General features: G+C 70.7%; 11 protein-coding genes. 5 read left to right on the top strand and 6 right to left on the bottom strand.

The window, feature by feature from the left end; translation table 11 throughout:
* Nucleotides 1-116: 116 nt before the first annotated feature.
* Nucleotides 117-746, bottom strand: coding sequence for a helix-turn-helix transcriptional regulator (locus ABMQ42_RS08895; protein WP_349722605.1), 630 nt, complete (start codon nucleotides 744-746; stop codon nucleotides 117-119).
* A 65-nt stretch (nucleotides 747-811) separates the two neighbouring features.
* Here ABMQ42_RS08895 and ABMQ42_RS08890 point away from each other — a divergent pair, with 65 nt between their 5' ends.
* The 4 genes from ABMQ42_RS08890 (at nucleotide 812) to ABMQ42_RS08875 (ending at nucleotide 5,170) form a co-directional block, all read left to right on the top strand.
* The gene (locus ABMQ42_RS08890; protein ID WP_349722604.1) at nucleotides 812-1,711 is read left to right on the top strand and encodes a hypothetical protein; all 900 of its coding nucleotides are present in this window, start codon (nucleotides 812-814) and stop codon (nucleotides 1,709-1,711) included.
* A gap of 82 nt (nucleotides 1,712-1,793) precedes the next feature.
* Complete coding sequence (locus tag ABMQ42_RS08885; protein WP_349722603.1) at nucleotides 1,794-2,807, top strand: SDR family NAD(P)-dependent oxidoreductase; 1,014 nt, start codon at nucleotides 1,794-1,796, stop codon at nucleotides 2,805-2,807.
* A 127-nt stretch (nucleotides 2,808-2,934) separates the two neighbouring features.
* Nucleotides 2,935-4,350 (top strand): amidase, encoded by a 1,416-nt coding sequence (locus ABMQ42_RS08880; RefSeq protein ID WP_349722601.1) that lies wholly within the window; start codon nucleotides 2,935-2,937, stop codon nucleotides 4,348-4,350.
* Between the two features lie 4 nt (nucleotides 4,351-4,354).
* A complete protein-coding gene (locus ABMQ42_RS08875) occupies nucleotides 4,355-5,170 on the top strand; it encodes a class I SAM-dependent methyltransferase (RefSeq protein WP_349722600.1) in 816 nt (271 codons plus the stop codon).
* On the opposite strand, the gene ABMQ42_RS08870 is transcribed toward ABMQ42_RS08875, so the two are convergent.
* Entirely contained in the window at nucleotides 5,158-6,804 is a 1,647-nt protein-coding gene (locus ABMQ42_RS08870) for an HAD family acid phosphatase (protein ID WP_349722599.1), read from the bottom strand. The genes ABMQ42_RS08875 and ABMQ42_RS08870 overlap by 13 nt on opposite strands.
* 135 nt (nucleotides 6,805-6,939) lie before the next feature.
* Between ABMQ42_RS08870 and pepN the strand changes: the two genes are divergently transcribed.
* Nucleotides 6,940-9,567 carry an aminopeptidase N gene (gene pepN, locus ABMQ42_RS08865; protein WP_349722598.1) on the top strand — a complete coding sequence of 876 codons (2,628 nt, stop codon included), beginning with the start codon at nucleotides 6,940-6,942 and terminating at the stop codon, nucleotides 9,565-9,567.
* On the opposite strand, the gene ABMQ42_RS08860 is transcribed toward pepN, so the two are convergent.
* From ABMQ42_RS08860 to ABMQ42_RS08845, 4 genes are all read right to left on the bottom strand, one after another.
* On the bottom strand, nucleotides 9,568-9,984 hold the full coding sequence (locus ABMQ42_RS08860) for a GNAT family N-acetyltransferase (RefSeq protein WP_349722596.1): 417 nt from the start codon (nucleotides 9,982-9,984) through the stop codon (nucleotides 9,568-9,570).
* Complete coding sequence (locus tag ABMQ42_RS08855; protein ID WP_349722595.1) at nucleotides 9,981-10,658, bottom strand: cyclase family protein; 678 nt, start codon at nucleotides 10,656-10,658, stop codon at nucleotides 9,981-9,983. Before ABMQ42_RS08855 ends, ABMQ42_RS08860 begins: the two co-directional genes overlap by 4 nt.
* A gap of 4 nt (nucleotides 10,659-10,662) precedes the next feature.
* Complete coding sequence (locus ABMQ42_RS08850) at nucleotides 10,663-11,754, bottom strand: 3-deoxy-7-phosphoheptulonate synthase (RefSeq protein WP_349722593.1); 1,092 nt, start codon at nucleotides 11,752-11,754, stop codon at nucleotides 10,663-10,665.
* Between the two features lie 449 nt (nucleotides 11,755-12,203).
* Nucleotides 12,204-13,235 (bottom strand): LLM class flavin-dependent oxidoreductase, encoded by a 1,032-nt coding sequence (locus tag ABMQ42_RS08845; RefSeq protein WP_349722592.1) that lies wholly within the window; start codon nucleotides 13,233-13,235, stop codon nucleotides 12,204-12,206.
* Nucleotides 13,236-13,267: the final 32 nt, after the last annotated feature.

Here is a 13,267-nt window from a genome sequence, read left to right as displayed (position 1 = left end):
ACGATCGTCCGCGGCCCGACGACATCGTCCGCTGACTCGCGCCTGGCCCACACACTAGGGACAGACGCGGTCCGGTGTCGACAGAAAGGCCGTGGAAAATACCCCGTGGCCCGGAATCACGCGGTGGGTGCGGCCTGCGGAGCTCCCTTGAGCGTCAGCTGGATGTGGCACTCCGTGGGGTCGCATGCGGGCAGCATCCCGTCGACCTCCAACGGTCCGCCGGCTTCGCCGAGCACGCCCTGCATGAGCCCGATGTGCACGGCGCACAGCACGTCGCGGTGATCGGCCTGTGCGCGTGCGTGCTCGCACGGCGTGAGGTCGACCGTCAGCTCGTCGGTGTCGACGATGGGGTCGAAGCCGGCGTCCTGCAGGTCCTCGACGAGGGCGTCGAGTTGATGCTGCGCGTCGTCCGGCAGCGATGAGTCCGTCCACGGCATGACGCGTCGCATGAGGTCGCCCCGCTCGGCCGCCTCGCGCGCCCGCTGCTGCGCGATCGGGCTGTGCGGGGCATCCGGTCCCGACACCGCGCTGTAGAGGATGCGGGGTCGGCCGCGCGTCGTGCGCCGCTCGGCCTCGGGCACGATGTATCCCGACTCGATCAGCCGTTGCAGGTGCTCGCGCACCGTGTTCGGGTGCAGGCCGGTCGCCTTCGTGAGGTCGCTGATGGTGAGAGCGGGATGCTCTTGGAGCAGGTGCATGATCTGCACGCGCGAGTAACTGGAGATCGCGCTGTAGGCGGTGGCCATGCCCCCATTATCCCCATCGGCGGACCCCTCCGGCTCCGCGTTCGCCGTATGCCAGACTCAGCCTGGTGACCTCCGACGTGAAACCGCTCGCCGCGGGGTGGGGTGTGCTCCTCGGAGCGCTCGCCGCGGTCTTCGGGCTGATTCCCTGGCTCATCACGGGAATGCGCCTGCCCCTGCAGAATCTGTGGGCGACGTCCACGCTCGACATGCCGATCGCGCTGCTGCCGTTCAGCCAGTACGAACTGACCCCGATCGCCGCATTCCTCGTCGTCGGTGCGGCCGTCGCGGGTCTGCTCGTGCGGGTGGGGAGGGGAAGGATGCCGCGGGCCCGCGCCGTCATCGCCGGCGTCGCCGCCGTGCAGCTGATCGCTCTGGCGCAGACCTCGATCGTGGTGCTGACCGGTCTGCAGCGGGGGAGGGAGGCGACCCTCTACTTCGTCGCGGTCTTCGCCTGGAGCGCGCTGTCGTTCCTGGTCGGCATGCTGGCGCTCTGGCTGATCCTCCACCGTGCGCGGGCGGCGGCGCTCCTGGGCCTCACGGTCGGCGCGGTCGCCGTCGAACCGTGGCTGCGGGCCCTCATCATGCCGTTCGGCACGATCACGCCGTCGCCGCTGCAGCTCTGGGCCGCCGGCGCGGCGGGGTGGGTGGGTGCCGTGCTCGTGGGAGCCGCCATCGCCTGGTGCGGTCTCGCCACGCGGGGGCGTATCGTCGCGGCGATCGGTTTGCTGCTGATCCTCGCGCTCCTGCCGAACGCCGTCCACGCGGTCGCATCGGCGGCGGGCACGCGGGTGTACGCGCGTGATCCCGCGCGCATGCTCGAGTTCGCGCGGTCGGTGTTCACCACCGAGCTGGGCATCCCGTTCCTGACCGTGCAGCCGCTCCTGCTCGCCGTCGCGGTGGCCGCCGTCGGGCTCGTGGCGCGGCGCAGCATACAGGGGATTTCTCCGGCGGATCCCATGGCGTGACTCAGCCGGGGCGCATAGCATTTCCCGTGTGGGAATTACCCACGGACGAGAGGTCGTCCCACAGGACCCGAAGGGAACGAAGATGGCGGACAACAAGGCGCTCACAGCGAACAGCACGATCGGCGAGTGGTTGGAGCATCCGGTCGGCGGCGAGCTCGTCCGGGGTCTGCTGTCGGCGGCGGGCGCGAACGAGGAGTCCCTCGCCCCGGTGAAGGGTCTGCCGCTGCAGCAGCTCGTGGCGATGAGCCAGGGCCAGATGCCGCAGTCCGTGGTCGACGACCTCGTGCTCAAGGCCAACGGCGGCGTGATGCCCGAATCCACCGAGAGCACCGGGTGGGCCGAGAAGCTCACCGCGGGCCGGTTCTCCGGCAAGACCGTGATCGTCACCGGCGCGGCGTCGGGCATCGGCCGCGCCACGGCTTCCCGCATCGCCCGCGAGGGCGGCAAGGTCGTGGCGGTGGACGTCTCGGACGAGAAGCTCGCCGAGTTCGCCGCGTCGCTGCCCGACGCCCAGATCGTCACCGTCACCGGTGACATCACGAAGCAGGAGTCGGTCGACGCGATCGTCGCCGCGGCCGGCGACACGATCGACGGGCTGGCGAACGTCGCGGGCATCAACGACGACTTCTCGCCGCTGCACGAGACCAGCGACGCCATGTGGGATCGCGTGATCGGCGTGAACCTGACGGGTGCGTTCAAGCTGACGCGTGCCGCGCTGCCGGCCATGCTTGCGGCAGGTCACGGGTCGGTCGTGAACGTCGCCAGCGAGGCGGGTCTGCGCGGCAACGCGTCGGGCAACGCCTACACGACGTCCAAGCACGCGGTGGTCGGCATGACCAAGTCGGCCGCGTTCATGTACGGCCCGGCGGGGATCCGCATCAACGCCGTCGCTCCGGGCGGCGTGGCCACCGGCATCCCGTTCCCGCCGAACGTGTCGCAGGCGGGTTCCGCGCGTCTGCAGCCCTTCCAGTCGGCGATCCCGTCGCTGGCGACGGCCGAGCAGCTCGCGGCATCCATCACCTTCCTGCTGTCGGATGACGGCGTGAACATCAACGGCGTCATCCTGCCCTCCGACGGCGGCTGGTCGGTGCAGTAGCACCGGGTCGCCCGTTCTCGGCGCGGGGCGCGTTCTCTGTGGACGCGCCCCGCGCTGTCTTGTTCGCTTGCGCTGGAGAATGGATGCCGCGGCTGCCGGCTCGCGCACGACCGGGCAGGATGGGGGCATGAGCCCCGTCCCGCCCGACGCCCCGCGCGACACCGGCCCCGACGCCCTGCGCGACACCGGCCCCGACGCCGTGACTCTGGCCGCCGACATCCGGGCCGGTCGCACGTCGGCCGCTGAGGCCGTCGACGCGCACCTGGCACGCATCGCCGCGCGCAACCCGCGCCTGAATGCGCTGACCGTCGTCTTCGACGACCGCGCCCGCCGTGCCGCCGACGAGATCGATCGGGCGCTCGCGCGCGGCGACGATCCGGGGCCGCTGGCCGGCGTGCCGATCAGCGTCAAGGAGAACATCGACCTCACCTGGTCGGCCACGACCGAGGGCTGGGCGGGGGCTGCCGACGCGATCCCGGTGCGCGATGCGACGATCGTCGCGCGGATGCGCGCTGCCGGTGCCATCCCGATCGGTCGCGGCAACATGCCCGACTTCGGCATGCGCTGGGACACCGACAACGACCTGTTCGGCCGCACTCTCAACCCGTTCGACGCCTCGCGCACCACCTTCGGCTCGAGCGGCGGCGACGCCGTCGCGGTGGCGACCGGCATGAGCGACATCGGCCTCGGCAACGACTTCGGCGGCTCGATCCGTCTGCCCGCCCAGGCGCTCGGCATCTGCGGCCTGCGTCCTTCGCTCGGCCGCGTGCCGCGCGCGGCCGTCGACGAGCTGCCTGTCGCGCTGACCCTGCAGAGGTTCGCTGTCAACGGGATCCTCGCGCGCAGCATCGCCGACCTCGAGGCCTCGCTCCAGATCGTCGCGGGCGTCGACATCGACGACCCGGTCTCGCTCGCGCTGCCGCCGGTCGCCGGCTACGACGGTCCGCGGCGGGTCGCCGTCACCCGCGATCCGCCGGGATGGGGCGTCGCGCCGGAGGTCGCCGCCGGCATCGACCGCGCGGCCGCCGCGCTGCGGCGGGCCGGCTGGCAGGTCGACGAGATCGAGCCCCCGCACCTCGAAGAGGCGTTCACGCTCATGCGCCGCCTGGCTGTCACCGAGATGAGCGGCGGCGCCCTGCCCTCGCCGCTGGGCCGCTCGGCAGACCGCTTCATGCGTGACAGTGCGCAGGCCACGAGACCCTTCGCGACGGCAGCCGACTACGCCGCGGCCTGGGCCCGACGCCTCGTGATCGAGGCATCTTGGCGGAGACTGCAGGCCGAGCACCCGGTGATCCTGGGACCGGTCGGTACCGACGGCATCCCGCCCGTCGACTTCGATCTCGGCGGCCCCGCGCAGGCGACGGCGGCGTGGCGGATGTTCCGGCTCGTGGTGGTCGTGAACTTCCTCGGCCTGCCGGCGGTGGCCGTGCCGACGGGGCTGGGCGCCGACGGTCTGCCCACCGGTGTGCAGCTGATCGGCCCGATGCACGGCGAGTCCGCGGCGCTTGCCGCCGCCCGAGATGTGGAGGCGCGCGTAGGGTGACGGCATGACCGACGCCGCTCAGCCGTTCCGCGCTCGCACGATCGCCGAGGGCTTCGGCGCCGACGCCGAGGCCTATGACCGCTTCCGTCCGCACTACCCGTCGGCGCTCGCCGAGCTCGTGCTCGACGGGCTGCCGGCCGCCCCGCGCACCGTCGACGTCGGCATCGGCACCGGATTGTCGGCGCTGCCCTTCCGCGATGCGGGATGCCGCGTGCTCGGCGTCGAGGCCGACGAGCGCATGGCCGACGTGGCGCGCCGGCGCGGGTTCGACGTGGAGATCGCCCGATTCGAGGAGTGGGATGCCGCGGGCCGCGCCTTCGACCTCGTCATCGCCGGGCAGACCTGGCACTGGGTCGACCCCGTCGCGGGCGCGACGAAGGCGCGCGACATCCTCGCGCCGGGCGGGCGCGTCGCCCTGTTCTGGAACGCGGGCGATCCCGCCCCTGAGATCGCCAGAGGCTTCGCCGAGGCGTATCGCAGCGTCGACACCGGCCTGCCGTTCACGCCGTGGGCGACGCCTCAGCGCGAGGGATACCGGGCGATGCTGCAGACCGCGGCCGACGGCATCCACTCGTCCGACGGCTTCGATGAGCCGGAATGGTTCCGCCTCGACTGGCAGGCCGAGATCACGCGCGACGAGTGGCTCGCACAGGTGCCGACCGCGGGCGGGCACAACCGGATCGCGCCCGAGCGGCTCGACGAGCTGCTGGGCGCGATCGGTGCCGTGATCGACCGCGCCGGCGGGCGGTTCACCATGGAGTACGCGACCCTCGGTGTGCTCGCCCGCCGACGCGGAACCGACGACGGTCAGGGCAGGTAGTACGTCGGGTTCGGCAGCTTGACCGTGCGGTCGGCGTGCCCGCCGATCAGGTCGCTGAACTGGTCGCCGAAGTTCGCGACGATGTGGAAGTTGCCGCCCGAGCGCGTCTCGATGTGCGCGCGGGTCTGCGACTTGTACTCGATCGTCGTGCACTTGGCCGTCGCGCACGTGATGTACGACGGCTGCTGCGAGGCGCCCACGCCGGTCCACTTGGTGTAGTAGTTCGTCGTGGTGAACCCGGTGTAGAACTGGTCGAGGTTCGCGACGGTCGCGGCCTTCTGGTCGTCGTTGCGTCCGGTGAGCCCGATCAGGGTGCAGCCGGCGCGCTGCAGCACGTTCGTCGCGTGCACCATGGCCGGCGTCGCGGGGAACATCTGGTTCTGCACCCAGACGTCCTGCTCGGTCGGGTTGAAGACGAAGTGCATGTCGTTCACCTCCATGTCGTACGTCCACAGCGTGGTGTCGTCGGCGTCGAGCACGATGGCGGGGTTGCGGTGGTGCCGCGCGAGCGTGCGGCACTCGGCCGCGATCGCCGGCAGCTGGCGGCGCACCAGACGGTTCATCTCGCTGATGTACGGCGAGCTGTCCTTGTTCGAGATGCCGTCACCGGTGTCGCCGTAGTAGACGGCGATCGTCTTCTTCACGCTGTCGATGTTCGGGATGCCCTCGCCGCCCTGCGTGAGACCGCTCGAGCCGTCCGCCTTCATCGTGAAGCGGGTGCGCGGGCTCAGTCGCGGCTCGTTCAGGCCGGGCAGGTCGGCCGACGGCAGGTAGTACGTCGGGTTCGGCAGCTTCTGCACGTGGTCGGCGTAGCCGCCCTGCAGGTCCGACCACTGGTCGCCGACGTTGAGCACGACGTCGTAGCCGAGGTCCTTCTCCAGATGCCGGCGGGTGCCGGCCTTGAACTCGACCGTGGTGCAGCTCGTCGTCGCACAGGTGATGTACGACGGCTGCTGGCCCGCCGCCCACTTCGTGTAGTAGTTCTCGCTGGTGAAGCCCGAGTAGCCGACGCTGTTGACGTTGTCGATCGACGCGGCCTTCTGATCGGCGCTGCGGCCGGTGATGCCGATGATCGCGAAGCCGAGCTTCTGGGCCTTCTTCACCAGTGAGGTCATGCCCGGCGTCGCGTAGTGGAAGAGCTCCTGCTTCACCCATTCGTCCTGTCGCGCCGGGTCGTAGACGAACTTCATGTCGCCGACTTCCATGTCGTACGTGAAGAGCATGGTGTCGTCCGTGTCGAGCACGATGGCGGGCGTCTTGTGGCTGTGCTTGGCCTCGCGCAACCACTGCGGCAGCTTCGCCTCGAGCCGCGCGACGATGCCGTCCATCTCCTCGATGTAGGGGGAGTCGTCCTTGTTCGCGATGCCGGTGCCCGGGTCGCCGTAATAGGTCGCGATCGTCTTCTTGACGACGTCGATGTTCGGGATGCCCTCGCCGCCCTGCGAGAGTCCGCTCGAGCCGTCGGCGGCCATCGTGAAGTGGGTGCGCGGCGTCAAGGTCTGCGACTGATGGTGAGACGGAGACGGGGAATGCCCGGGAGAGAACGCCTGTGCGGAGGTCGCGCCGACCACAGACAGGGTCAGGGTCAGCGCGGCGGTCGCGGCGGCGGCTGCCATTCGGCGTGCACGGATCATCGTCGACTCGCTTTCGTTCGGATCGGCCGGATCTCGGCCGCCCGTCACACTAGACCCGCACAGCCGTGCCGCGGAAGGGGCCGCCCGATGAGGGTTCTCTCCTCGGACGTCGGCGCCGGGTGATTGACTGGAGGGATGACCGATCTTCCCCGCCCCGCCAACGAGAACCTCACCCGCGACGAAGCGGCCGCCCGTTCTCGTCTCCTGCGCACGCACGAGTACTCCGTCGACGTCGACTTCTCGCGCGCGGCCGACTCCGCGGCGGACACCTACCCGGTGCGGACCCGGATCACGTTCGACGCCGAGGCCGGGGCATCCACTTTTCTCGACTACCTGGGTGCGCAGGTCACCTCGATCACGCTGAACGGACGGGAGGTGGATGCCGCCTCCGCCGTCGACGGTGCGCGCATCGCCCTGGGGCCCCTGGCGGAGGAGAACGAGGTCGTCATCGAATCGGCATCGATCTACTCGACGTCGGGCGAGGGCGTGCACCGCTTCGTCGACCCCGCAGACGGTGCCACCTACCTCTACTCGCAGAACGAGCCCGTCGACTGCCGGCGCATCTACCCCTGCTTCGACCAGCCCGATCTGAAGGCGCGCTTCCACGTGACGATCACCGCCGACGCGGCGTGGCACGTCGCGTCGAACGGGGCGCTGCTGGCGTCGCACGCCGTCGGCGACGGCGTGGCCAGGCGCGAGTTCGCCGTGACCGCGCCGATGTCGACGTACATCACGACGTTCCTCGCCGGACCCTACGCGACCTGGCACGACGAGTACACCGGACGCACGGCGTCGGGCGTCGAGGTGGCGATTCCGCTGGGTATCGCGTGCCGTGCGTCGCTGGCACCGGCGATGGATGCCGACGAGGTCTTCGAGATCACGAAGCGCGGGCTGGACTGGTTCCATCGCGCATTCGACGTCGCGTACCCGTGGGGAAAGTACGACCAGGTGTTCGTGCCCGAATACAACCTCGGCGCCATGGAGAACCCGGGCCTGGTGACCTTCACCGAGCGGTACGTGTTCACCTCGCCCGCGACGGAGGCGCAGCACGAGCAGCGCGCGAACACGATCCTGCACGAGATGTGCCACATGTGGTTCGGCGACCTCGTGACGATGGTCTGGTGGGACGACCTGTGGCTCAAGGAGTCGTTCGCCGACTACGTGGGCACGCTCGCCGTCGACGAGGCCACCGACTTCACCACCGCGTGGACGACCTTTGCGTCGCGGCGCAAGGCGTGGGCCTACCGGCAGGACCAGTACCCGACCACGCACCCGATCGTGGCCGACATCGTCGACCTGGAGGCCGCGGATCAGAACTTCGACGGCATCACGTATGCCAAAGGCGCCTCGGTGCTCAAGCAGCTGTCGGCGTTCGTCGGGCAGGACACGTTCCTGGCCGCGGCGCGCGCGTACTTCGCGAAGCACGCGTGGGGCAACACGACGCTGGACGACTTCCTGGATGCACTGGGCGAGGCCTCCGGCCGTGACATGCGCGGCTGGGCCGACGCGTGGCTGACCACCGCGGGCGTGAACCGGCTGCGCGTGGAGACGACGGTCTCGGAGGGGGTCATCGCCGCGGCGGTGCTGCGCCAGGACGGTGTCGATCCCCGCACCGGCGACGAGGTGCTGCGCCCGCACGTGCTGCGTGTGGGCGTGTACGCGCCGACCGACGACGAGGGGCCGGCCGAGTTCGAGGCGGGGTTCGAGGTGCGGATCGACGGCGCGTCGGTCGAGGTGCCCGAGCTGGTCGGCGTCGCCGCCGATCACGCGGTGCTTCCCAACGACGGCGATCTCACGTACGCGAAGATCGCGCAGGATCCCCACTCGCTCGACGTGGTGCTCGACGCCGGGCTCGACGACGAGCTCGCACGGGCCACCGGGCTCGCGGGGGCCTGGAACATGGTGCGCGACGCCGACCTCGCCGCGGAGCGTTTCGTCGACGGCGTCGTGGCGGGGGAGTACCTCATCGAAGACTCGGGGGTGCTCGCTCAGGTGCTGGCGCAGGCGACCGCCGGTCTCGCGGCCTACACCGTGGCCTCGGCGCGGCAGGAGCTGCTCGCGCGCTGGGTGGCGTTCCTCGTGGACGCCGTGCTCGAAGACCCGTCGCCCTCCGACCGTCGCACGGTGCTGCTGCGCACGCTGTTCGCGGCGCTCGGTGAGCAGCGCGCGCCGGTCGAGCCGGTGCTCGAGGTCGTGCGCGCCTGGATCGACGACGCCGACATGGCCCTCGGTGAAGAGCTCACCTGGGATGCCTGGGTGGCCCTGGCCGCGCACGGCCTGGCCGATGAGGCCGAGCTGCGCGCGGCGCAGTCGGCGGCACCGACCGCGGTGTCGGCGACCGGGCTGACGCGGGCGCTGGCCGCGCGTCCCGATGCGGCGGTGAAGGATGCCGCGCGCGATGCCGCATACACCGGTCGGGGCGCCGACGGCGCGGTGCTGTCGAACGACCATCTGCAGGCGACGATCGACGGGCTCGAGATCGACCCGACCGGGGTCGGTGCGGGGCACGAGGCGGAATACTGGGGCCGGATCGAAGGCGTCTGGGCCGCGCAGAGTCAGGGACAGGCGACGCGCGTGGTGACGGGCCTGTTCCCGTCGGGCGCCGAGCATTCCGACGGCGATGCCGAGCGGCATCCCTTCGTCGTCGAGGCACGCTCGTGGCTCTCCTCGCGCGCCGAGGCGCCGCAGGCGCTGCGCCGCATCGTCATCGAGCGTCTCGACGAGCTCGAGCGGCGCCTGCGTGCGCAGGCGGCGTCGGCCTGATCAGCGGCGCGCCGGCCGCACCATCGCGGTCTGGTCGGGTTCGGTGAACCCGAACTTCTCGTACAGTCCGTGCGCATCGCGGGTGAACAGCGTCCAGCGGAAGTCGACGCCGGGGCCATCGTCGATCATGAGGCGCAGCAGCCGCTGACCGATCGCGGCACCGCGGTGCGCAGGATCGACGATGACATCGGCGAGATAGGCGAAGGCGACCCCGTCGGAGACGGCCCGCGCGAACCCGACCTGCGCGCCGGTCGCGGCGTCATACGCGCCGACGACGCGCCAGGCAGCGTCGACCTGCTGATCGATGTCGGCGCGGGTCCGCCAGACTCCCCAATAGGCCTCGGTCGACAGCATCCGCCAGATCCATTCACGGTCGAGCCGCTCCGGATCGCTGCTGAGGTCGTAGCCGGTGCTCACGCGGGCACCTTCGCGTAGGCGCGCACGGTGAAGGTCCCGGTGCCCTCGAACTTCGGCGGAACCGCGGTGAACAGCGCGCCGCTGGCGGGCAGTGCCCCCAGGTTCGTGAGGTGTTCGACGACGTGGATCCCGCGCGCCAGGAACGTCGTGTGCGCGGGGCGGCTGCCCGCGGCATCCACTGATGTGTCGTCGATGTTCTGCGCGTCGATGCCGACGAGCACGACGCCCTGCGCGGCGAGGTACTCGACGCCCTCGGCGCTCAGATACGGCGCGTCTTCGACATAGGCGGGCGAGCCGAAGTCGCGGTCGCCGCCCGTGTGCAGCAGCACCGCCTTGCCGCGCACATCGCGTCCCTCGAAGACGGAGGCCGGGATGCCGCGGCTCGGCGCGTCCCCGAGGTGGAAGACCTCGGCGGGCAGGTCGACGAGGGTCTCCAGCTCGAGGGCCGCGAGGTCGGAGCCGCCCTCATAGCGGTGCCACGCCGTGTCGAGATAGGTGCCGGTGTTGCCGGCGATCGTGAAGACGTCCATCGCGAAGCTCGTACCGGGGGCGTAGTTCCCCTCGCCGCGGCGCAGGTGCGGCGTCAGCGACGGGGCCGGGATGCCGGGCAGCGTCACGATCCCCTCGCGCAGGGTGTGGCTGAGGTCGACGAGGCGTGGGCGCGGCGCGGGCATGGCGTCAGCTTAGGGCGCGCACGGAACGGCTGCGCACCGCGGCGGCGAGCGTCGCGAGCACGTCTGAGGTGGCATCCCATCCCATGCACGCGTCGGTCACGCTCTGACCGTACGTGAGGCCCGCGGGGCCGTGCGCCACGTCGAGCTTCTGCGCGCCCGCGACGAGGTTGCTCTCGAGCATCACGCCGGCGATCGCGTGCTCGCCGGAGGCCAGCTGCGCGGCGATCTCGCGCGCGACCTCGGCCTGGCGCACGTGGTCTTTGCCGCTGTTCGCGTGGCTGGCGTCGACGACCAGGCGTGGGGCGAGACCCGCGGCGGCCAGGCGCTGCGCGGCCTGTTCGACGTGGGCTGCGTCGTAGTTCGGGCCGTCGGCGCCGCCGCGCAGGATCACGCCGGTGTCGGGGTTGCCCGTCGTTGCGACGAGGCTGGCGCGTCCGTCGGCATCGACGCCGAGGAAGGACTGCGGGCCGGATGCCGCGGCCGCCGCGTCGAGCGCGACCTGCAGCCCGCCGTCGGTGCCGTTCTTGAAGCCGATCGGCATGGAGAGGCCGCTGGCCAGCTGCCGGTGGATCTGGCTCTCGGTCGTGCGCGCGCCGATCGCGCCCCAGGTGATGAGGTCGGCGATGTACTGCGGGCTGATGGGCTCGAGGAACTCCGTCGCGCACGGCAGGCCGAGGGCGGTGACATCTCGGAGGAAGGCGCGCGCCATGCGCAGGCCGGCCGCGATGTCGTGGCTGCCGTCGAGGTGCGGGTCGTTGATCAGGCCCTTCCAGCCGACCGTCGTGCGGGGCTTCTCGAAGTACGTGCGCATCACGATGAGCAGCGCGTCGCGGTGCTCATGCGCGGCGCGGACGAGGCGCCCGGCGTACTCGAGGCCGGCCGCCGGGTCGTGGATCGAGCACGGGCCGACCACGACCAGCAGCCGGTCGTCGTCGCCCGACAGCACGGCGCGCACCTCGTCGCGCGTGCGCTGCACGAGCCGGGTGCGCTCGTCGCCGACCGGCAGATCAGTGCGGATGTCGGCGGGCGAAGGGATCGCGGTGAACGCGGCGACGTGCAGGTCGCCGGTGGTGTCGGTCTCGGTGAGGGTGTGCATGGGTCCTGCCTTGGGTCGGGGCGGGCCCGGTGCAGAGCCCGCCGAAACGGCGAAAGCCAGAGCGAATGCTCTGGCTTGTCGGCTCTGAAGGGGTCGGTGTGCGCTAGATCGGCGCCGGCCCCTCCAGAGCCGACTCGAAATACGCATACCAACGGGTTGTCATGCAGACGACCCTACTGCATCGCGGGGGTGTCGCCGTCCGCGTGACTTAGGGGTGTTCGCGCGACGCCTGCGATGGGGCGCGTCTCACCCTTCCGCGTTCGGTCGTCACGGATGACCAATTTGCTCGCGAAAACCGGTGATCTACGACGACTGAAAACGGGGCGGATGCTGCGGCCCAGCGCCACCCATCCGTTCAGCAGTCATCTTCTGCGGCCGTTCGACGCGCGGGCCTGCAGCAACTGACTGTTGAACAGGGGGCTGCTGCCCCACCAGGGGCACCCCGGCACTCACCCTGCGTTCGCGGGCACCCAGCCGAGCGCCGGCGCGACGTGCGTTGCGAACGACTCGACGATGTGCAGGTTGAACTCGACCCCCATCTGCGACGGGATCGTCAGCATGAGGGTGTCGGCGGCCTGGACCGCGGCATCCGCCTTCAGCTGTTCGATGAGCACATCGGGCTCGGCCGCGTAGGTCTGCCCGAACGTCGAGCGCAGGCCGTCGATGTAGCCGACCCCGCCGCGCTCTTGACTGTGCCCGAAGAACATGCGGTCCTGGTTCGTCGTGATCGGGAACACCGACCGGCTCACCGAGGTGCGCGGTGTGCCGGGATGCCCCGCGTCACGCCACGCGTCGTGGAACGCCTGCAGCTGCGAGGCCTGCAGTTCGTCGAACGGCATGCCGAGATCCTCGGTGAGCAGTGTCGACGACATGAGGTTCACACCGATCTGCCCGGCCCACACCGCGGTGTCGTGGCTACCGGCGCCCCACCAGATGTGCGAGCGCAGGCCCTCCGAGTACGGCTCGATGCGCTGCGGCCCGACGGCCCCGCCGAACGGGCTCTGCGCGTCGGCCTCGGCCATGCCCTCGCCCTCGATCGCGCGCAGGAAGAGGTCGAAGTGCTCGCGCGCGATGTCGGCGCCGCGAGGGTCCTCCGACCCGGTGTAGCCGAACGCCTCGTAGCCGCGCACGACCGATTCGGGTGACCCGCGGCTGACACCGAGGGCCAGCCGTCCGTCGGCGATGAGGTCGAGGGCGGCGGCTTCCTCGGCCAGGTACAGCGGGTTCTCGTAGCGCATGTCGATGACGCCGGTGCCGACCTCGATGTGCTGCGTCTTCGCGGCGATCGCCGCCATGAGCGGCATCGGCGACGAGTGCTGCTTCGCAAAGTGGTGCACGCGGAAGTACGTGCCGTTCACCCCCAGTTCGTCCATCGCCTGCGCGAGATCGATGGCCTGATGGAGGTTGTCGCCCGCGGTCAGTTGCCGGCCTGCGCCGAGCGTGCCGTAGTGGCCGAACGAGAGGGTTCCGAAGCGCTGCATGGTGGGTGCAACGGTACCCGCGCCAGGTCTAT

Source organism: Microbacterium sp. KR10-403, from assembly GCF_040196215.1.
In the GTDB taxonomy this organism is placed as follows: Bacteria; Actinomycetota; Actinomycetes; order Actinomycetales; family Microbacteriaceae; genus Microbacterium.
Note: the sequence above shows the minus strand (reverse complement) of the source record. Positions and strands in the feature narration are given on the sequence as shown.

Excerpts from the sequence above, each read along its gene's own strand:
- ABMQ42_RS08895 (WP_349722605.1), bottom strand. The coding sequence starts at position 746 with ATGGCCACCGCCTACAGCGCGATCTCCAGTTACTCGCGCGTGCAGATC.
- ABMQ42_RS08885 (WP_349722603.1), top strand. The coding sequence starts at position 1,794 with ATGGCGGACAACAAGGCGCTCACAGCGAACAGCACGATCGGCGAGTGG.
- ABMQ42_RS08880 (WP_349722601.1), top strand. The coding sequence starts at position 2,935 with ATGAGCCCCGTCCCGCCCGACGCCCCGCGCGACACCGGCCCCGACGCC.
- ABMQ42_RS08875 (WP_349722600.1), top strand. The coding sequence starts at position 4,355 with ATGACCGACGCCGCTCAGCCGTTCCGCGCTCGCACGATCGCCGAGGGC.
- ABMQ42_RS08870 (WP_349722599.1), bottom strand. The coding sequence starts at position 6,804 with ATGATCCGTGCACGCCGAATGGCAGCCGCCGCCGCGACCGCCGCGCTG.
- pepN (WP_349722598.1), top strand. The coding sequence starts at position 6,940 with ATGACCGATCTTCCCCGCCCCGCCAACGAGAACCTCACCCGCGACGAA.
- ABMQ42_RS08855 (WP_349722595.1), bottom strand. The coding sequence starts at position 10,658 with ATGCCCGCGCCGCGCCCACGCCTCGTCGACCTCAGCCACACCCTGCGC.
- ABMQ42_RS08850 (WP_349722593.1), bottom strand. The coding sequence starts at position 11,754 with ATGCACACCCTCACCGAGACCGACACCACCGGCGACCTGCACGTCGCC.
- ABMQ42_RS08845 (WP_349722592.1), bottom strand. The coding sequence starts at position 13,235 with ATGCAGCGCTTCGGAACCCTCTCGTTCGGCCACTACGGCACGCTCGGC.